Source organism: Cyclobacterium sp. (assembly GCF_014762705.1).
Taxonomy (GTDB): domain Bacteria; phylum Bacteroidota; class Bacteroidia; order Cytophagales; family Cyclobacteriaceae; genus Cyclobacterium.
Genome location: NZ_JABURL010000085.1, coordinates 25391 through 46734 on the forward strand (window position 1 = coordinate 25391; position 21344 = coordinate 46734).

The following is a 21344-nucleotide window of genomic DNA, read 5'->3' on the forward strand; positions in this document are numbered from 1 at the left end:
TGAGTCGGCAAATGTTTGCTTAACCAATTGGCATCGCCTAAACAAACCAATCAAAGATATGAAAAAATCCATACTTAAGCATGTAACACACATGACCAAGTTATTCTCCATTGCGTTTCTCTTCCAGTGCCTTACCATGAGTTTTCTCATGGCATGGAATGGAAATGCCCAAGTCAAAAATATTGAAGAAGTAACAGTGTCCCTCTTCCTGGAAGATGCGAAAATTGAGCATATTTTTCTGGAACTTGAAAATAACACTGGATACAATTTTGTGTTTACCAACAAAGAGCTTAGAGATATTCCTAACGTAGGGGTTAGGTCGAACAACAGCTCGCTTTATGATGTGTTGTTGAGCCTTGCAAATCAAACCAACCTTACTTTTAAGCAGGTAGACTATAATATTCATGTAAAGAAAACAAAAAAAATTGCCGTTGTGTCAAAAGAAGTGTACGCAGCTGACATTACTGTTTCAGGTACAGTTACAGATAATAATGGTGAGCCACTTCCGGGGGCTAGTATTACTGTCAGGGGAACCAGCACAGGGACCGTAACAGACCTTGACGGTAATTTTTCAATTGATGTTGCGGAAGGGTCCATATTGGTATTTTCGTACATCGGATATACCTCCCAATCCGTCGAGATTACCACACAAAGCACGATTAATATTTCTCTGGCAGAGGACCAGTCCTCCCTGGATGAAGTTGTGGTATTGGGATATGGCTCTGTTCAGAAAACTGATTTAACAGGTTCTGTTTCGAAAGTAGAGGCCAAGGACCTTGCTAATTTACCAGCTCCAAGAGTAGATCAATTGCTCCAGGGAAGAGCTGCTGGGGTAAATGTAACTTCTGTGAGTGGAAGTCCGGGTGCCCAGGCCTCGATACGCATCCGTGGAGGAAATTCGGTGCAAGGTGACAACGAACCCCTTTATGTAATAGATGGCTTTATAGCGGGTACCAATTTCAATTTGAATAACATTAATGTCAACGACATCGAATCCATAGATATATTAAAAGACGGGTCGGCTATTTCGTTATACGGAACACGAGGTGCCAACGGCGTCATTTTGATAACTACCAAAACTGGTAAAGGCGTTGCTGGTGGTAAACCGACAGTATCATTGAACGCCTATACCGGATTCCAGAACCTAGCACGAAAAATTGACTTCTTAGATGGCCCTGAGCGTGCCGCATACGGATTTGAGTATGCTGAATTCAGTGGAGAAGCCAACCCATTTGTAGACGAAAGCTTGATTGGTAACACCGATTGGCAAGAACAGATCACCAGAACAGCTCCGATTAACAATTTGGATTTATCGGTACGGGGCAATTCAGAAAGGGTAAATTATTTTGTTTCTGGAAATTACATGAATCAGCGGGGGATAATTAGAGAGTCTGGAATTGAAAGATACAGTTTTAGAGCAAATCTGGATTTCAAGCTGACAGATAACCTGACATTGGGAACAAGGATCAATACATCTTTCGTAAAAAATGACAACGATTTGGTGAGTCTCTGGGAGGCCAGGCGAGCATTGACTACTTTTCCGGTTTTCAAAGAAGACGGAACACTGTGGGATGAAGATTACGTACAAGGGGGGCCCTTCGATAATCCGGAAGCTTTGCTTAGGATGCAAAGCAACCAAACCATGGTCAATAATTTACTCGGAAATTTTTACATCGAATACAAGCCTATTGAATCAATTACCATTCGGTCTACCATCGGTCCGCAATTAAACTGGCGAAAACAAAATGTCTTTGAATCTGGCAGTGTACCATCAAGGGCTGCTGCTCAGAGGGGCGGTTTCGGTAGGATCACGAATAGTTTCAATAATCAGATCCTACAGGAGAATACAATTACTTTCGACAAGCAGTTGTCTGCAAACCATAGGATTAATGTTTTGGGTGGATTTACCTGGCAAACTTCTGCAACAGAGGGATTTACTGCCCAAACGGATGGTTTGCCCAATGACGGTGTTTCCTTTGATGTATTACAATTAGGAAATCCTGAAACCTTCAGGATCACTTCAAATTACAACGATCCCTTCCAGATTGTGTCCTGGATCGGACGAACAAATTATACAATTTCTGACAAATATCTTTTTACCTTGGCGGGGAGAGTGGATGGTTCATCCAGATTTTCGGGAGCAAATAATCAATATGCTTTTTTCCCATCTGGGGCCTTTGCATGGAGATTAGGAGATGAAGAATTTATCCGGAATCTCAATGTCTTTGACGAATTAAAATTGCGGACAAGCTTTGGAAGATCTGGAAGTCAAGCTATTGACTCCTACAGCACATTAGCTGTGTTAAACCCTGGAACAGTAATATTTAATGGAAACCAGGGTATTGGCGTAAGACGAGACAGGCCCGCCAACCCGGATCTGAGGTGGGAGACAACCTCCCAATTCGATATTGGCCTCGAAGCAGGTTTCTTTGATAATCGATTGAGTCTGGAAATTGATTATTATTACAAAAAAACCGTTGACCTACTTTTAAATAGAGAGATTCCCCGTCAAACCGGTTTTAGCCAACGGCTTGAAAATATTGGTTCCTTACAAAACCAGGGAATTGAATTGATGATCAGGTCTGTAAATATTGATAGGAATGACTTCAGGTGGTCTACAGATTTCACAATTTCCGGAAACAGAAGCCGTGTTCTTGATCTGGGGGGAGTAAATGAGATCAACATTCATTTCCTTGATCAAGGCGGTCAGGCCGCAAAATTAATTGTCGGTGAGCCTGTCGGTGTTTTTACCGGCCTGGAATATCTGGGAACATGGCAAAGTCAGGAGGAACTAGACCAGTTTAGGTATAGTGGGTTAAGAGCTGTGGTTGGCGGCCCCAGATTTAAGGATACCAACGGAGACGGCTTTATCAGTTTCAATGATGACTTTGAAATTATTGGAAATCCGGAGCCGTTGTTCTTTGGTGGAATCAATAATAGTATACAGTGGAAGAATTTCTCCCTGGATATTTTTCTTCAAGGTACATTCGGAAATGATGTCTACAATGAGTTTGCGCAAAGAGGCTTTTTTGGAAGAAGTGACCAAAATATCTACGGAATGGCAAGAGACCGATGGACTGTAGATGATCCCCACCCCTACATTCCAAGGGCAGGTGGAACAGTCAGTATTTCTGATATCCCTTCAAACAGTGAGTTGGTGGAAAGTGGGTCTCATTTGAGGCTGAGGAATGTTATGCTTAACTATACTGTGCCATTGAAAAATAATAAATTCATAAAAAATCTAAATGTTTATGCGAGTGGTGCAAATATCTTTCTGATTTCTAATTTCAGAGGTTACGATCCGGAAGCAAGCAGAATTGGTCCGCAATCTGGCAATACCTATGGAAGCGTGGTAAGGGGTATTATTCGGGCCGAATATCCAAATGCCAGAACCCTAACTTTCGGATTGAATGCAAACTTCTAAAACCTTATTGATCATGAAAATATTAAATTATAAAAATTTTTGCTTGTTAATTTTGTCAGTTCTTTCTCTCGGCTGTGAAAGTTTCCTGGAGGAGGAAGTTCGTGGTATTATCGACCCAAGCACGTTTTACCAATCAGATGAAGAGGCAGTATTAGCAGTCAACGGAATCTATCTGAATTTGAGGCAAAATGGATTTTATGGCAATTGGCAAGGTATCCATACCTTCACTCAATTGGGAGCAGATGTATTGGAGTCCAGCCGTCAATTTGGAGGTAATGAACCTATGCAGAATTATACCCTGACCCAAAGTAACTATTCGAATGCCCGGCAATTATGGCAGTTGATTTACAGGATGATTGGCGATGCCAATTCGGTAATTACTAATATTGAGAACAGCCCAAATATTAGTGCTGCTGTCAAGAATCAATCCATAGGCGAAGCTTTATACCTAAGAAGTTATGGGTACTATCATCTCAGTAATTTATGGGGTGATATACCCTATTATGATGAAGAAATACCCATTGCAGATGCCGCCAACCTAAGTAGAACTCCTGTCAATGAAATCAGAAGTAATCTCATCAGCGATTTGACGAGAATTGAAACGGGAAATTTGCTTCCGGAGACCTATGGAGAAAGCGATTTGGGGCGACCTACGGTATGGGCGGCCAAAACTTTGCTTGCCAAGATTTACCTGTGGCAAGAGGATTGGACAAATGCAAGGGAAGAGTGTTTGAGCATTATCAATAATTCCCCTCATCAATTACTAGCCAATTACGGAGATGTTTTTGATGTGAATAATCCTTTCAATGAGGAAATTATATGGGCCATTGATTTTCAAAAAGATGTGCCTGGAAATGCACAGGACCGTACGGATGGGTTTAATCCCCGATTAAGGGATGAGCCCAAAAATCCCGCAGATAGAGGCCCGCTTTCCGAGGCTTTGGCAGCTAGGAATGAGGAATTCAACGGATACGGTCTAACGGTCCCCATATTAAGTTTTATCAACGAATTTCCTGAAAATGATCTAAGAAGGCCACACAATATTCTAAGTGAGTATCTCGGGTTTGAGTTGACGTTCCAATACCTGACGAAATTCACCAATTTTGATTTTGTAAATTCTCCGAGAGGTAACCATGGTGAAGCTACATTGGTGTTCAGATTGGCGGATGTTTACCTTATGCTTGCAGAAGCGGAAAATGAATTGAATGGTCCTGATAATGCCTATCAGTATATTAATGCGGTTAGGGAAAGGGCCTATGATCCGGCACAACCGTATAGCGGTTTAACCCAGCAAGAATTAAGGAGTGCTATCCGTACGGAACGAAAGTGGGAGCTGGCAGGTGAAGGGCATCGTCGGTATGACTTGATCCGATGGGGTATTCTTTTAGAGACAGTAAGAAATTCAGTTTACCGAACCTATGATCCTGGTAGCAATATTCAGCCTCACCATGTCAAACTTCCCATTCCAGAGGAGGAGATCATCTTAAATCCGGCCCTCCTGGATTCTGATCCCACTAATAATGGTTATGGGAATTAGGAATATCATAACGCCTACCTGTTTACTAGGTTGCTGTCTTATATTGCTGGTATCACCAATATTGAGTGCTGGTGTAAATCCACAAAAACCCAATATCATCCTGATCAACGTAGATGATCTGGGTTGGAAAGACCTGGGGTATATGGGCAGTGCATACTACGAAACCCCTAATATTGACAGATTGGCAGGGCAGGGCATGGTTTTTTACCAGGCCTATGCCGCTGCTGCCAATTGTGCTCCCAGCCGGGCCTGCATGATGAGTGGCAGGAACACGCCCAGCCATGGTGTATATACCGTAGACAATTCGGAACGGGGAAATTCAAAAACGCGTAAAATCATACCTACACCAAACCGCGATTTTCTTCCCGACTCCCTGTATACCCTGGCCGCAATGCTTAAGGATAATGGCTATACAAATGGTACTTTCGGAAAATGGCACATCAACGAAGATCCCCTGCAGCATGGCTTTCACGTAAATGTGGGAGGAAGCCATCGGGGCAACCCGGGGAGCGGTGGGTATTTCAGTCCCTATAAGATTGACTTTATAGATAACGGACCAGACGGAGAATACCTGACCGACAGATTGACCGAAGAAGCCATTCACTTTGTAAAAGCAAATAAGGAAAAAACCTTTTTTCTGTACCTGCCTTTCTACTCCGTGCACACACCCATTATGGGTAAACCGGAGTTGATTGAAACGTTTGCCGGGAAGCCGGGAACCGAAGGGCAGGACCGGGCAGATTACGCAGCCATGGTGGCCTCGGTAGACCAGAATGTAGGTAAGTTGATGGCCGTTTTGGATGAGCTAAATCTGGCAGACAATACCCTGGTAATTTTTACCTCGGATAATGGAGGCATAAGGGATATTTCCTATCAAACTCCCCTGAGAGCAGGTAAAGGATCCTATTACGAGGGGGGAATCCGTGTCCCTTTGGTGATGCGCTGGCCAGGCACCATTCAGGCCGGAAGTAAAACGGATGTTCCGGTGACGAACATGGACTTTTTTCCTACCATAAAAAGTATCATCAGCGAAGAAGGTCCGCCGGACACAGTGCTGGAAGGCATGAACCTGACACCCCTTTTCCGCAATCAAGCCATGGAGGAGCGAGCCCTTTATTGGCATTTTCCCATATACTTGCAAGCCTATAATCCAAAAGAAGATGGGGGCAGGGATCCTTTGTTCAGGACGCGGCCGGGATCTGTCATCAGGAAAGGTAAATGGAAGCTCCATCATTATTTCGAAGATGGGGATTACGAACTCTATAATCTGGAGGAAGATCCCGGAGAAAAACACAACATGGCCCAAAGTCAGGTGGAAATCAGAAACCAAATGATTGATTTGCTCGAGTCCTGGAGGCTGGAAGTCAATGCACCTGTTCCTGATCAGGCAAATCCACTTTATGATAAAGCATTTGAAATGAATCTCATAAAACAAAAACTGAATGAAAAGTAAACTGATAGTACTTTCCCTCCTGGTATTGGGTAGCCTGATTCTGCCTAACCGCATTTTCGGGTCAAGCCAGGCAGATAAAAAACCAAATATCATCTTTATCCTTACCGATGATTTGGGATATGGCGATCTGGGTGTATTGTACCAGAACCAACGCAAAGTTGAAGGGAAGCCCTTTCATAGCACACCAAACCTGGATAAGGTGGCCGCCGAGGGGATGATTTTGACCCGCCATTATGTGCCTGCACCGGTATGTGCACCATCCAGGGCAACATTATTGCTTGGCTTGCATCAGGGCCATGCCGAGGTCCGGAACAATCAATTTGACAAAGCCCTCCCAGCCAACCATAACCTGGCCACCGTTCTTAAAGAAGCAGGATATGCCACAGCATTGATAGGCAAATATGGACTGCAGGGATTAGAAGGAGATAGTCCTGCCACCTGGGAAGCATACCCTACCAAAAGAGGGTTTGATTATTTTTTTGGTTATGTGCGGCACAGAGATGGCCATAATCACTATCCCGCCCATGATGTGGCCAATAGGGGGCCTATGGAATTATACGATGGTAATGAAGAGATTTCAGCCCATTTAAAGGGGTGCTATACCACCGACCTTTTTACAGCAAGGGCAAAAAAATACATACAAGACCATAAAAAAAGTGATCCCGAACAACCGTTTTTTATGTACCTGGCCTACGATACTCCACATGCGGGCCTGGAAATCCCCGGTATGCCTTATCCCTCAGGGGGAGGTATAGATGGCGGAGTGCAATTAATAGGCGAAAAAGGAAATTACATCAATACAGCGCGGGGTGAGGTGAATAGTTTTATACATCCAGACTACCGAAACGATGACTGGCCAGAGGTACAGCGGCGCTTTGCCAGTATGGTTCGCCGGATTGACAATGCTGTAGGTGACCTTGTTCACTTGTTGCAGGATTTGGAAATTGATGAGGAAACCCTGATCGTGTTTACTTCCGATAATGGTCCTCATCATGAATCTTACGGTTACGGAGATTATGATCCTGTTTTTTTTGAAAGTTTTGGAAACCTGGATGGCACCAAAAGAGATACCTGGGAAGGTGGTATCCGTGTACCGACCTTGGTTAGGTGGCCCGGTAAAATTCCGAAAGGGAATAGAAATGATTCCCCTTCCGGATTTCACGACTGGTTGCCAACATTTGCGGAAATCAGTGGATTACCTGCGCCGGCAAATACAGATGGAAGGTCACTTTGGCCCATCCTTTCCGGAAATGCGAGCGAGCATAATGGAAAGGTGTATATTGAGTACCAGGTAAACAATAATACGAAAAGCTACGAATCATTCCTTGAATCCAAAAGGGGGAAAAAGCGGGGCGAAATGCAGGTGCTGTATCTGGATGGGTATAAAGGCATCAGGTACAATATTTTATCGCATCAGGACGATTTCAGTATTTTTGATACCAAAAACGATCCGGGAGAAACCCGGGACCTTGCAGGAACAAATGGGGAATTTGTAAAGCTCCAAAAAGAAATGAAAAACACCGTTTTGCGCTGGAGAAGGTACAATGCTTCTGCTGAAAGGCCTTATGACGGGGAGCCGATACCTGCCATGGTACCTGAAAGGAAGCTGACAGCAGGGATTAAGCTGTCCAAATTCAAAATTGATTCCCCTTGGGTGCCTTTTATTCACAAGGGATTGGACGCATCGAAAGAGACGATGGTATTATCCGGGGTTGAAGCCATTCATGGAGAAATAGAAAACAACGTCATGGTTTATGAGGGTTTTTTAAAAGTGGAGAATAGCGGAGAATATGAATTTAGTTACCAAACCAACCAGGGGTTGGTGATGCATATCCATGAAGCACTACTAATAGACGATGATCACCCCAATTTGGCCAAAGGGAAAGGTATGACCAAAGTAATTCTGGAAAAAGGATTTCATCCGGTTAAATTGGTTACAAAAATTGTTGATTATAGCAAAAAGCCGGAGCTGGAACTTAAATGGTCGGGAACAGGTATTCAAAATGAATATTTACCTGTTTTTTATCATAATTAAAAGACAAAATGCATTATATTTAGCGTATACTGAAAAGTCAATTTAATTCAAAAACCACCTATTCATGAAGTTAATTCTCTTAAATAAAAACTGTAAGCGCATAACAGTTTCATTTTTTTTCTTTTTTATCTCAGTCTGTGTTGCTTTCGGACAATCAGAAAAGCCCAATATCATTTACATCTTGTCTGATGACCAATCCTGGACCGATTACGGGTTTATGGGACACCCTCACATAGAGACACCCCGCATCGATGAACTTGCAGCCGAGGGGCTCACCTTCACCCGTGGGTATGTGACTGCCCCCCTTTGCAGCCCTTCTTTGGCTTCTATTATTACCGGACTGTATCCCCATCAACATGGAATTACCGGAAATGATCCGGAATTTACATTCGAAAAACCACGCTACCAAACCGATTGGCAAACGGCACGCTCGAGGCTTTACAAAGACTACCTGGATGAATTTCAAAAGCATCCCACCGTCCCTCAGCTGTTACAAAAACTGGGTTATGTTTCCTTCCAGTCTGGAAAATGGTGGGGTGGACACTGGAAGGAAGGAGGATTTACCGATGGTATGACACATGGCGACCCCAAAAGGGGAGGCAGACACGGTGATGAGGGTTTGAAGATAGGAAGAGAAGGGATGAAACCCATATTCGATTTTATGGATCAGGCCATTGCGGATAAAGACCCCTTTTTTATCTGGTATGCCCCATTTTTGCCGCATTCCCCTCATACGCCACCGGATTCTCTTTTGCAAAAATACCTTCCCAAAGCCCCAACCCAGGCAGTGGCCGCCTATTGGGCCATGTGCGAATGGCTGGACATAACCGTGGGACAACTTTTGGATAAGGTGGAAGAGGAAGGTTTGACCGACAATACGCTGGTGGTCTTCGTTACCGACAACGGCTGGATTCAGGATCCTGAGCGTCCCAATCGGTATGCCCCCGGATCCAAGCAAGATCCCCAGGATATGGGTATTCGTACACCCATTATTTACAAATGGCCCGGAAAAATCACCCCCCGCATGGATACCCAAAACCTGACAAGCAGCATCGATATGGCAGTGACCACCCTGGAGGCGGTTGGCCTGGACCCGCTTCCAAACATGCAGGGCATCAATGTGTTGGATAAAAAGGCCTTGTCCAAAAGAAAACAGATTTACAGTATGGACTTCTCTCATGATATGGTGGCAGTGGATAAACCGGAGCAAACCCTGGAAAGCCGAATGGTGATCAGTGGTTCCTGGAAGCTGATAGATCCGGGTGCCGCAAATGGCGACAATCAGGAAGTTCTTCTCTATGATATTTTGAAAGACCCTATGGAAACGAAGAACCTGGCCGCTTCCCATCCAAAGGTGGTTAAAAAGCTGTTGGCAAGCCTGGATAAATGGTGGCCCGGTGGTTCAGGTACCAATTAGAAAGGGTAAACATTAGCCAGATAAATCAAAAAGGCAGGAGGTTTTTCCTGCCTTTTTGATTAGCTGGCATTGGCATAAAGCAATTTTTTTTTCAGCCGAAATGATCATTAGCATATTTTTCAGGTAGATTAGGCGGGAAATAAAGCCGCAACTACAAGAACCCAAATATATGGCATAAAACAGCCGCTCATTTTTAAGCAAATGAGGACGGTTTACAGGTGGTTTGATCCCGAAACCATGATTATTTTATTCATTGTCCATGGAGATTTTGTATCAAACTCAGGAACCTACTTCAAGAAAATTGCTTTTTGGATGGATTTTTGTTCCTGATTATACCTGTTCACCAAAAGATAAAATTATGAAAAGGCTATTTGGCATTTTTACATACACCATGACCTTACTGTTTTTCTTGTTGGTTCAATTTCGGTATTTAATGGCCCAGGTAGGAGAAGCGTCAGGGGACGAATACCCTTTAAACCCTTCTCCTTTTAGGTTCATCGTTTATATTATTCTTTCATTTATCGTCATAGCTGTGGTTTTTAAATTACTCTACAAACCAAAGAATAAAAGCAATCACTGATAAGTCAGTAGCCAAGCCTAAGTGCCTGGCTTATGCAGGAAGGACTAATCCTGGCCGGCAGTTGAAATCAGAGGTTTAAACCCCCGGGTTGTAGATAAATACTTACCCTTCCCTTCCTGAAAAACTAAATCTTTCCCACCTATTAACGAAATACCCCATTAATAGAATAAAAATTTAATTGTATACAATTTTTCGTATTTTTAAGGTAGTATTTATTGAAAAAAACAATTTTCTATATAATATTACCTAAACCAACATGATTAGATTTGTATATTTATTTGTAATACTTTTATTTTCAGTTCAATCTGTTTTAGCTCAGACTACCATTAGAGGAAAGGTGCAGGACAAGGATAGCAAGGAAACCCTACCCGGAGCTTATGTCTTTATAAAAAATGTGGCAGGAGATACACTTAGCAATACCTTTTCGGATGACAGGGGCCGTTTTGAGTTTGGAAGGCCTTCAGAAAATACCATTCAGATCAGTATCAGTTTTGTGGGATATGAGGATCTTCAAAAAACCATTGAGATTGGATCGAGAAGTAATCTGGGTACATTTGAGTTGGTAGAGGAAGGAAGTCTGCTGGATACCTATGAAATTGAAGGTCAGGCCATATCTGGAGAGATGAAGGGAGATACGGTTTCCATGAATGCTTCCTCTTTTAAAACCAGATCGCAGGCAAGTGCAGGAGAACTTATTCGGAAAATGCCTGGAGTGATCATGCAGGGCGGGACGGTAGAAGTTCAGGGCGAGACTGTTGGGAGAGTATTGGTCGATGGAGAACCCTTTTTTGGTGATGATCCAGCCATGGCTTTACAAAACTTACCTGTGGAAATCATAGATCGGATTGAATTTTTGGATCAACTGAGTGACCAGGCCCAAATGACCGGTTTTGATGATGGAGAGACCATCAAAACCATCAATATCATCACAAAAAAAGAAAAAAGAGGTGGGAAATTTGGACGCATGTTTGCTGGATATGGAACGGATGACAATTACCTTGTCGGTGGAAGCGTAAATTTTTTCAGTGAAGCCCAACGTATAACCGCCCTTGGCTTAAGCAACAACATCAACCAGCAGAATTTTTCTGCAGATGATCTTTCCGGAGCCTTTGGCGGAAGTGACAACCGACGTGGAGGTAGGGGAAGAGGAGGTAACCCGCTTACCACCAGAGAAAGACCTGGCATTACACATACCAATGCCATTGGGCTGAATTTTACAGATAAGTTTGATGAGGGGAGAGCTAAAATAACCGGAAGTTACTTTTTTAATGAGAGCCAGAATTTCCTGAATCGAAATTCCTCCCGGGAATACATCCTTCCCAGCGACAGTCTGCAACTTTATGATGAAATCAGAAATAGTGAAAACAATAGCCAAAATCACCGCCTGGACCTTAGGTTAGATTATGACATATCTGAGAAGCATGCCATCATCTGGCGTCCACGGGTCCGATATGAAAAGGAAAGTACCTATAGTTTGCTTTCAGCGCAAAATTTATTTAACCCTACCACTCCTATAAATGAGACCGAAAACACCACTTCAGGGAACAATGAGTCGTTCCAATTTTCTAGTGATTTTACCTACCGGTACAAGTTTGACAAAGAAGGCCGTACGCTTTCTGCGCAAATAGAAACCCGAACAAATAATTCCAATCAGGATTCCAGATTGGTATCCATTAACCGGGACTTTCAAACCGGCAACCGGGATAGTTTAATTCAGAATTCGCTGGGCCAATCCAATTCGCTGAACTATGAACTTGAACTTGAGTATACAGAGCCCATAGGCGACCATTCCCAATTAAGGCTGGAATATGAAGTAGGAAATGATATAGGTAACACCTTACAGGAAGTATCACAAAGGGAAATGGAAGCTACTCGATTTGTGTTGGACTCCACCCTGACAAATGAGTTTGAGAACACCTACATGCAGCATGAAGCTGGCTTGGGATACAGCTATAACAAAGATAAGATCCGGATATATTCTTCTTTGGATTATCAGGTATCCGTTCTGGATAGCGATCGGCTCTTTCCAGGATTTGAAAATACAAAGCGTACCTTCGGAAATATAGTGCCGCGGATGGTATTTGTATACGATCCCAATGAAAATACCAATATCCGTATCTACTATCGTGGGGACACCGATGCCCCATCGGTAAGGCAACTCCAGGACGTAATTGACAATAGTAACCCTATCCAAATTTCAACAGGTAACCCAAATCTGGATCAGGAATATGAACACAGGATGTCTACCCGAATCCGGAAGATCAACCCGGAAACCAATAAGTCCTTTTTCATGTATTTGGGAGGTAGCATGACCAGTGATTACCTGGGTAATGCCACTTATATCGCCAGCCGGGACACCTTGATTCAGGGTGATGTATTGCTGAGGCAGGGCGGACAATTGAACAGACCCGAAAATCTGGACAATTACTGGGATTTAAGAAGCTATTTTTCTTTTGGCTTTCCCTTGAATTTTATGCAGAGTAACTTGAATTTGAGCGCCAGGGCAGGGATCAGCAACCGGCCAGGTCTAATCAATGACCAAACCAATTACAACAGAAACGTATATGTAGGACCGGGAATTGGTATCAGCAGTAATTTGGGGGAACATTTGGATTTCAATTTGTCCACAAGGGGAAATTACAATATCGTACGCAGTAGTTTACAGGAAAATCTGGATAACAATTATTACACACAAAGTACTCGCCTGGATTTGTATTGGAATTTTGCAGGGGGCTTCTTTGTCAGTACCAATGTGAACAATCAATGGTACCAGGGCCTGGGTGAGGATTTTGACCAGTCCGTTTGGTTAATGAATGCTGATCTGGGATACAGATTTCCACCAACCGAGAAATTTGAGTTGAAAATGACCGTATTTGATTTATTGAATCAAAATACAAATATAGACCGGAATGTGACCGATGTCTATATTGAAGATGAGCGAACCCAGGTGGTGCAACAGTTTTTTATGCTTACATTGACATATAATCTCAGGAGCTTTGGAGGAACAGGATCAAGGCCCGGGGGAATGGGAAACTAAGTGAGGGCTTAATTACATGTTCTTTCACCTGATCTTTATTAATAAAATACATCTGGCCAAATTTGCTTTCACAACTCTGGCTAAATTCGGACCTGCGGGTTTGGGCAGTAACAAACAATAATTATTTTCAAATTTAAACCCTATAAACGATGAACATTACACTTGCACAAGCTGAAAAAGTTATAGCGGCAGCCAAAAAGGAAGCGGCTGCTATTGAGACCAAAATGGATATCTGTGTAGTAGATACAGGTGCCAACCTCACTGCATTTGCACGTATGGACGGAGCCTGGTTAGGATCGGTTGATATCAGTATCAAAAAGGCAAAAACAGCGGTTTTCTTTACTATGGATACGGATCAGCTCAGTCCATTGGTTCAGCCCGGAGCTCCTTTATACAATATAGAACACTCCAATCAAGGCTTGATTACCTTTCCTGGAGGTGTAGTTTTGAGAAATGCTGAGGGTACTATCGTAGGAGCTATTGGCGTTTCAGGAAGTTCTGTAGAAGATGACCACCAAGTGGCAAAGGCAGGAGCCGGAGCACTTTAACGTCAAGATACAACCGAAAACTTAAATAAATTATTATTGTCTTCAGTAGACTGCCATAAAAAGGTCCTGCTGAAGGCATTTTTTTTTGCCGGGTATTGTGGAATTTCTGGCAAGAATGCTGGAATGAGATTCCGGTAGGCTGATAAAATGACTCCAAATTAATTTCTCCCTACAAACCGGAATCATCTTTTTACGATTTACTTAAAAAATCAGTTCTTTCTCTTTTGCAGGCCTTTTGCGTTGCGCTGAAATAAATATACTTAAAGCAATTCACAGTATTTGGGAATTCAAGGTTCATTTATAAATTTAGTTATTTTTTAAAAAAAATTATATTTTTTCTAAAGGTTATAAGATTAAAAAAAGAATTCCTATATTAATCCACAGAAAAATCACCCAAAAAAATGCAGTCTACCAAGAGTAAAAATGGCTTCATTTTGATTTGATTGATATGCCAAATTTATCCCCTAACAAGGTGTTATAGCCTGATCAATAAGTTATTATATCTATTTGTCAAATTAAATTTAACAACAAACCCATGAAAAAAATTACTCCATTTAACTATGTTATGGTTGTCATCCTGGGGTTCTTCATGTTTACAACATTGCTTACGCATGCCAATCCCGAGAGGGCGGTTCAACCAGAAGAATCACAATTATTCATCACTATCACCGGGACGGTGGTGGATACAGATGGCTTGCCGGTCCCGGGCGCAACGGTGGTTATAGAAGGGTCTACTACTGGTACAGTGACGGACATTGAGGGCAGGTTTTCCATTGAGGCCGATGAGGGAGACGTTCTTCAGATCTCATTTATTGGCTATCAATCCCAGCGGATAACCATTGCCAATCAATCCAATCTGGATATTGTCCTACAGGAGGACCAATCCGATTTGGAGGAAGTGGTGGTAGTCGGTTACGGTACCCAGCGAAAAAGTGACCTCACAGGTGCGATTTCCTCGGTGACCAGTAAAGACCTGCAGGAAACTCCCGCTGGTAATTTTCTGGAACAATCCCAGGGAAGGCTGGCAGGAGTGGATATCGTCCGTGCCAACGGCTCCCCCGGGGCCCCGGTACAGATCCGAATCAGGGGCAATCGATCCATAAATGCCTCCAATGATCCCTTATATGTCATTGATGGTATTCCCACCAGTGCCAACATCAGTGATTTCAATCCCAATGATATTGAATCCATGGAAGTATTGAAAGATGCCAGTGCGGTGGCCATTTATGGTTCACGGGGAGCCAACGGTGTCGTTTTGATCACCACCAAAAGGGGCAAAACAGGAAAAGCGGTCATCAGCTATGATGGCTATTATGGGGTCAAGCAACCCATTCAGGATCTCAACCTGATGGATGGCCGGGAATTTGCTGCATATTCACGTATTGCCAGGGGATATGACGGGGATGATTCCAGTTTTGATAGTAATTTTCTGGCCCCATTGGAGATCGAAAACCTGCAGGCAGGAAGATTTACCAACTGGCTGGATTTGGCGATCCAGTCCGGAAGTCAGCAGGACCACCAGGTGTCTGTGAGTGGTGGCACGGATAAGATCAATTATTATGTTTCCGGATCTTTTTTCAATGAAGATGGCTACATTCCGGGAACCAATTTTGAGCGGACTGCCGTAAGGGTCAACCTGGAGTCACAATTAACGGACAAACTTCGGTTAGGGCTGAGTGGTACGGTAAGTATCAGTGAAAGAAACCAGATGTCCAACGCTCCCTACAACAATTCTTTGGGCTATTCTCCCCTGGTGGGGCCAACGGACGAAGAAGGTAATTTTCTGGCCTTTCCCAACCCTCGGGAAGGATTGCTGGCCAACCCATTGCTCAATTACCAGCCTTATCAATATGTGGATGAAACCCGCAGGCACCGGATATTCGCCAATATTTTCGCCGAATACCAGTTCAATGACCATTTGAAACTACGGGTAAATTACGGACCTGACTTTAACCTTGCAAGAAGAGGAAGGTATACCGGCTTACTGGAGGGGAATATTAATCAGGGATCCGTAGAAAACGCCATGGACTTTGCCTATACGCAGGAAAACATTCTCTCCTATGACCGAACGTTTGGGAAGCACGCTTTGAATTTGGTAGGGCTATTTTCCATCCAGGCCAGCCGGTTTGAAGAATCATCTCTTTCAGGACAGGATATTCCCATTGAAAAATCCCTGTTTTACGATTTGGGCAGCTCATCTACCATCACCGGAATTGGTAGTTCCCTGGGAGACTGGGGATTGATGTCCTATATGGGCCGGGCCAATTACCGTTTTGATGATAAGTTTTTGTTTACCCTTACAGGTCGTGCAGACGGCTCTTCCCGTTTGGCTGAAGGAAATAAATGGGCATTTTTCCCTGCATTCTCCGCTGGGTATATACTTACAGAAGAGGAATTTTTGCGAGGAGGTAGTGTTTCTTTTCTCAAGCTTCGTGCTGGCTATGGAGAGGTGGGCAATACAGCCATTGATCCATTTCAGACTTTGGGTGGATTGGAGCGAACTACTTATATCTTTGGATCAAATTCAGGATTTGGATATGGTAACAACCTGATTCCGAATCCTGATTTGAGATGGGAAATATCAAAAACAGTGAATGTAGGTCTTGATTATGGCTTTCTTGATGACCGGATCAATGGTTCATTAGAATATTATGTAACCAATACCAGCGACCTGCTGCTAAACCGCCTGCTGCCCATTACTTCTGGCTACAATTCGGTATTGCAAAATATTGGAAGTACCCGAAACTCTGGTTGGGAATTGTCAACCAATGCCAATGTGCTCAACCGTCCTAGTGGCTTCAGGTGGGATATCAATATGAACGTATTTTCTAACAGAGAGCAAATTATTGAGTTGTTTGATGGCCAGAGTGATGATGTGGGCAACCAATGGTTTATTGGAGAGCCTGTCAATGTTTTCTACAGCTTTGAGCAAGGTGGTATCTGGCAATCCGATGAAGCAGACCTGGCAGCTGATTTTGGGCAGGAGCCGGGCGACATACGGATCAATGACGTAAATGGCAGAGATGCAGACGGGGAACTGACTAAAGAGCCTGATGGCAACATCAATGCGGATGACCGAAAGGTATTGGGTTCTACGGTACCCAGTTGGTCAGGAGGCCTGACAAACAGGATATCTTTTAAAGGCTTCGATCTTTCTATACTGGTACATGCCAGAATGGGTCAAATGCTGAGGAGTGATTACCACAATCTGGGCGGCAACAACTGGCAGGGAAGGTACAATTCCATTAACCTGGATTACTGGACCCCCAACAATCCAACCAATGCCATTCCATTGCCCAATGCAGGAGATGCGCCCTTGTATTCGGATGCAGTGCGTTACTTTGACGGTTCCTATATTAAGATCCGGAATATTGCACTGGGATATAATTTTAACCCGGATTGGATCAGTAAATTGGGTTTGAGCTCCGCCAGGATTTACTCAACGGTTAACAATGCGTTTATTTTTTCACCTTATTCAACGGTGGATCCTGAAACATCCAATGGCATCGTTGGAGGCGGAAGTCCGCTCACCACGGCTACGTACATTTTTGGTTTGAATCTGAAATTTTAAATTGTCGACACCATGAAAAATATATTTAGAATATTTGGGATAGCGTTTTTACTTGGGCTTAGCGCTTGTGAGGAGATTTTGGTAGAGGATCCGGTTAGTTTGGCTACAGCTGAGGGTTATTATCTTACTCCCGGTGGAATTGAAGATGGGCTAAAAGCCTCCTATACAACCTTAAGGAGTTTTTACGGTCAGCAGAACGGCTTTTTCCTGACGGTAACCGGTACGGATATCTTCACCAATGGATTTGGTGGTATCGCCAATAACCCGCATATCAATAATTACTCCCCAAATTTCCTGGGCACCAGTGGCACGGTTACCAATATATGGAACAACCTTTATGTAGGAGTAAATCAATGTAACACTGTGGTAAACAGGGTTGAGGATGTCAGTGGCATTTCCAGTCAGAGAAAAGCAGAAATTGAAGCAGAAGCACGTTTTTTAAGGGGATTGTATTATTTCCACCTGGTACAGCAGTGGGGAGATGTACATTTTTCTCTTGAGGAAACCTCAGGGGTGCAGACGGAGGCAAATCGTACTCCCGAAAATACCATTTATGAAACTGGTATTCTTCCGGACCTTGAATTTGCAGTGGCCAACTTACCCGAAAGTGCATCCGAACCAGGTAGGGCCTATAAGGCTGCGGCAGAGGGATTGCTGGCAAGGGTGCAATTGACCCGGGGTAATTGGGCAGAAGCAGAACGGCTGGCGGCCAATGTGATCAATAATTACAATTTTGAATTGGTGACCCCTTATATTGACTTGTGGGATATCAATAATGAAGACAATAGTGAGTTTATCTGGACTGTTCAATTTACTGATGACCCCTTGCTCAATGGACCAGGGAATTCCGGACATTTGTATTTTATTTTCGATTATACCTTTAATCCTGCCATGGTCAGGGATACGGAAAATGGACGGCCTTTTCAACGGTTTCTACCCACCAATTACTTGTTTAGCCTGTACGACAGGGAAATGGATGCACGCTGGAATGGTTCTTTCAAGACCGTTTGGTACGCCAATATCCCCGGAGAGATCAATGGCCAACAGGTAAATCCCGGTGATACAGCCATCCATATCGTTATGGAACCGGTACCCGATGAGGTCAAACAGGCCGCCCCCTATTGGATCATTGACTATAAGGGCAATTGGATAGGAAATGTCAGTGCCTATCAGGAAATCGGAACCAATCAACGCAGAAACTACCCTTCGTTGTTGAAATTTCTGGACCCCTTGCGGCCCAGCATCAATGAAACTGCCGGAAGAAGAGATTTTCCCGTGATGAGGCTGGCAGAAATGTACCTAATTGCCTGTGAAGCTGCCTGGAGGCAGAATGACAACGCTGCAGCAGCCGAATACATCAATGTATTGCGTACCCGAGCAGCACTGCCTGGGATGGAAGAGGAAATGCAGGTGGATCCGGGTGACATTGATCTGGATTTTATCCTGGAAGAAAGGGCCAGGGAATTGATAGGAGAAAAGCACAGATGGTATGACCTGAAGCGAACCGGAACCCTGCTGGAAAGGGTAAGGCAACACAATCTGGATGCAGCTCCCAATATTCAGGAAATGCACCTTGTCAGGCCCATTCCCCAGACACAAATTGACCGTGTAAGCAATCCGGGAGAATTTCCGCAAAATCCCGGTTATTGATAATCAATTAAAAATGGAGGACCCCGGCACAGTATCCGGGGCCTCTTCATTTTAGATTGTATGAGATGTCAATATTGAAGCAAGGGCTAATTATAAAATATCTTTACAACCAATCATCTCCACAAATTTCAATGAAAAGAAATCCAACATGTCTATTTTTTGGTTTTCTGGTCCTGTCATTGAGCTGTCGACCACAAAGTGAAATCCAGGAAGATAACAGACCTAATATTGTCATTATCGTGGCAGATGATTTGGGTTATTCGGATATTGGATGCTATGGTTCAGAAATAGCTACACCTAACCTGGATGGGTTGGCAAAAGAAGGTTTGATGTTTCAGCGCTTTTACAATGCCGCCAGGTGTTGTCCTACCAGAGCTTCTCTGCTGACAGGACTTTATCCCCATGAAGCGGGCATGGGAGGGATGGTAAGTTCGGTGTCCAGCGATCCTGACCCCGGGCCCTATCAGGGTTTTCTGAATGATGAATCCGTCACGATCGCAGAACTGCTTAAGGAGGCAGGATATGCCACCTACATGTCCGGAAAATGGCACGTTGGTGAAAAAAAGGAACATTGGCCCAGGACACGGGGATTTGAGAGGTATTTTGGTCTGATCAGTGGAGGAAGCAGCTACTTTGAGCTGGATAAGGATTCGGCAAGACTTAGGCAAATGGCCCTGGATGATGATCCCTGGGAGCCTCCTAAAGATGACTTTTACATGACGGATGCCTTTTCAGACCAAGCGGTACAATATGTCCGGGAGCATGGAGAACGCAAACCTGGAAAGCCATTCTTACTTTATCTTGCCTATACAGCTCCCCATTGGCCATTACACGCTTTACCGGAAGATATTCAAAGGTACGAAGGCCGGTATGCCATCGGCTGGGATGCTTTACGGAAGGAGCGATACGAAAGACAGCTTCGGCTGGGGGTATTAGACCCTAATTTCCGTCTCACGCCAAGAGAAGAGGGGGTATCTTCCTGGGAAGCAGCGGCAGATAAAGCCGACTGGGCAAAACGAATGACAGTTCATGCAGCCATGGTAGACAGAATGGATCAGGGAATCGGTAAGTTGGTCCGGGAGTTGAAAGCGAATGGACTGTACGACAACACGCTAATCGTTTTCCTATCCGATAATGGGGCTTCCCCTGAAAGTATTGTCGGTAGGAACATGCATGACCCCAATTCCGAAATAGGTTACCCCGGTTCTTATGTTGCCTTTAAGAAACCCTGGGCCATAGCTTCCAATACTCCTTTCAGAAGGTACAAGAGATGGCTGGAAGAAGGAGGAATGGCCACCCCGATGATTGCTCATTGGCCCAATGGAATCTCGCAAAAAGGAATCACCAAAGAAACGGGCCATGTGGTGGATATCATGGCCACCTGTCTGGAATTAGGCAATACAGCGTATCCGGAACGCTATCAGGGAAACCAACTAAAACCGCTGAGAGGAAAAAGTCTTGTGCCTGTTTTTAAAGGGGAGGGAATGGAGCAAAACCGGGAATTGTATTGGGAACATTTTGGCCACCAGGCCATGCGGAAAGGGAAGTGGAAAATCATTTCCAAATCACCGGAATTTGACTGGGAATTATTTGATCTGGATGAAGACCCAACTGAACTCAACGAAATTGGTGAACAAAACCCACAAATCCTTGAGGAAATGGTCAAGGATTATGCTTATTGGGCGGAAGAGGTTGGTGTCAGGTATTAATATTCAAAGCCGACCATTGAATAATGGATGAGACTTTAATTTTTCATGATCAATAAATAAAATCATCACATTAGAAATAATAACCCAAATGACCTGGTCCATTTAGGAGATGTTTTCCTAAACCTCAGTTAATATTACCTTTACCTCTACAGATACCTTATGACTTGCAAGGTGGATTAAATTCAAAATGTATGAATTAAAAGATTGACAATCAAAACGAAAATCTTATTGATATATAAAAAGAGCGTAGGGCTGACAAAAAACCGGGGGGTGCGGGAGGATTGCGGGGGGAAGGATTTTTTTGTCTTGATCTTTTGGTACTTTTGGATCAAGTGAACGGCATTTATAAAAAATGACACGAATTAAGGAAACATGCGTTTAAT

General features: G+C 43.7%; 11 protein-coding genes. All 11 read left to right on the top strand.

All coding sequences use genetic code 11. From position 1 onward, the window contains the following. Window positions 1-58: 58 nt before the first annotated feature. The 11 genes from HUJ21_RS16075 to HUJ21_RS16125 all read left to right on the top strand — a co-directional run bounded on the left by HUJ21_RS16075 (window position 59) and on the right by HUJ21_RS16125 (window position 20961). Window positions 59-3424 (top strand): SusC/RagA family TonB-linked outer membrane protein, encoded by a 3366-nt coding sequence (locus HUJ21_RS16075; RefSeq protein ID WP_291371568.1) that lies wholly within the window; start codon window positions 59-61, stop codon window positions 3422-3424. Window positions 3425-3437: 13 nt separating this feature from the next. Continuing rightward, window positions 3438-4961, top strand: coding sequence for a RagB/SusD family nutrient uptake outer membrane protein (locus HUJ21_RS16080; RefSeq protein ID WP_291371570.1), 1524 nt, complete (start codon window positions 3438-3440; stop codon window positions 4959-4961). Between the two features lie 61 nt (window positions 4962-5022). Then, the gene (locus HUJ21_RS16085) at window positions 5023-6414 is read left to right on the top strand and encodes a sulfatase (protein ID WP_291371572.1); all 1392 of its coding nucleotides are present in this window, start codon (window positions 5023-5025) and stop codon (window positions 6412-6414) included. Next, window positions 6404-8449 carry a sulfatase-like hydrolase/transferase gene (locus HUJ21_RS16090; RefSeq protein WP_291371574.1) on the top strand — a complete coding sequence of 682 codons (2046 nt, stop codon included), beginning with the start codon at window positions 6404-6406 and terminating at the stop codon, window positions 8447-8449. Before HUJ21_RS16085 ends, HUJ21_RS16090 begins: the two co-directional genes overlap by 11 nt. Window positions 8450-8513: 64 nt before the next feature. Beyond that, a complete protein-coding gene (locus HUJ21_RS16095) occupies window positions 8514-9866 on the top strand; it encodes a sulfatase (protein ID WP_291371576.1) in 1353 nt (450 codons plus the stop codon). 358 nt (window positions 9867-10224) lie between these two features. Next, window positions 10225-10446: a hypothetical protein gene (locus HUJ21_RS16100; protein ID WP_291371578.1), complete on the top strand. Its 222-nt coding sequence runs from the start codon at window positions 10225-10227 to the stop codon at window positions 10444-10446. A 256-nt stretch (window positions 10447-10702) separates the two neighbouring features. Further along, on the top strand, window positions 10703-13483 hold the full coding sequence (locus HUJ21_RS16105; RefSeq protein ID WP_291371580.1) for an outer membrane beta-barrel protein: 2781 nt from the start codon (window positions 10703-10705) through the stop codon (window positions 13481-13483). A gap of 149 nt (window positions 13484-13632) precedes the next feature. Next, complete coding sequence (locus tag HUJ21_RS16110; RefSeq protein WP_166146719.1) at window positions 13633-14031, top strand: heme-binding protein; 399 nt, start codon at window positions 13633-13635, stop codon at window positions 14029-14031. Between the two features lie 535 nt (window positions 14032-14566). Beyond that, window positions 14567-17602 carry a TonB-dependent receptor gene (locus tag HUJ21_RS16115; RefSeq protein ID WP_291371583.1) on the top strand — a complete coding sequence of 1012 codons (3036 nt, stop codon included), beginning with the start codon at window positions 14567-14569 and terminating at the stop codon, window positions 17600-17602. A 12-nt stretch (window positions 17603-17614) separates the two neighbouring features. After that, window positions 17615-19252, top strand: a complete 1638-nt coding sequence (locus HUJ21_RS16120) for a RagB/SusD family nutrient uptake outer membrane protein (protein ID WP_291371585.1) — start codon at window positions 17615-17617, stop codon at window positions 19250-19252. 131 nt (window positions 19253-19383) lie between these two features. Then, the gene (locus HUJ21_RS16125) at window positions 19384-20961 is read left to right on the top strand and encodes an arylsulfatase (protein ID WP_291371587.1); all 1578 of its coding nucleotides are present in this window, start codon (window positions 19384-19386) and stop codon (window positions 20959-20961) included. Window positions 20962-21344: the final 383 nt, after the last annotated feature.

What these genes read in the sequence shown, in the direction of transcription:
- HUJ21_RS16110 (WP_166146719.1), top strand. Translation starts at nt 13,633, where the DNA reads ATGAACATTACACTTGCACAAGCTGAAAAAGTTATAGCGGCAGCCAAA.
- HUJ21_RS16090 (WP_291371574.1), top strand. Translation starts at nt 6,404, where the DNA reads ATGAAAAGTAAACTGATAGTACTTTCCCTCCTGGTATTGGGTAGCCTG.
- HUJ21_RS16120 (WP_291371585.1), top strand. Translation starts at nt 17,615, where the DNA reads ATGAAAAATATATTTAGAATATTTGGGATAGCGTTTTTACTTGGGCTT.
- HUJ21_RS16100 (WP_291371578.1), top strand. Translation starts at nt 10,225, where the DNA reads ATGAAAAGGCTATTTGGCATTTTTACATACACCATGACCTTACTGTTT.
- HUJ21_RS16095 (WP_291371576.1), top strand. Translation starts at nt 8,514, where the DNA reads ATGAAGTTAATTCTCTTAAATAAAAACTGTAAGCGCATAACAGTTTCA.
- HUJ21_RS16075 (WP_291371568.1), top strand. Translation starts at nt 59, where the DNA reads ATGAAAAAATCCATACTTAAGCATGTAACACACATGACCAAGTTATTC.
- HUJ21_RS16125 (WP_291371587.1), top strand. Translation starts at nt 19,384, where the DNA reads ATGAAAAGAAATCCAACATGTCTATTTTTTGGTTTTCTGGTCCTGTCA.
- HUJ21_RS16080 (WP_291371570.1), top strand. Translation starts at nt 3,438, where the DNA reads ATGAAAATATTAAATTATAAAAATTTTTGCTTGTTAATTTTGTCAGTT.
- HUJ21_RS16115 (WP_291371583.1), top strand. Translation starts at nt 14,567, where the DNA reads ATGAAAAAAATTACTCCATTTAACTATGTTATGGTTGTCATCCTGGGG.
- HUJ21_RS16105 (WP_291371580.1), top strand. Translation starts at nt 10,703, where the DNA reads ATGATTAGATTTGTATATTTATTTGTAATACTTTTATTTTCAGTTCAA.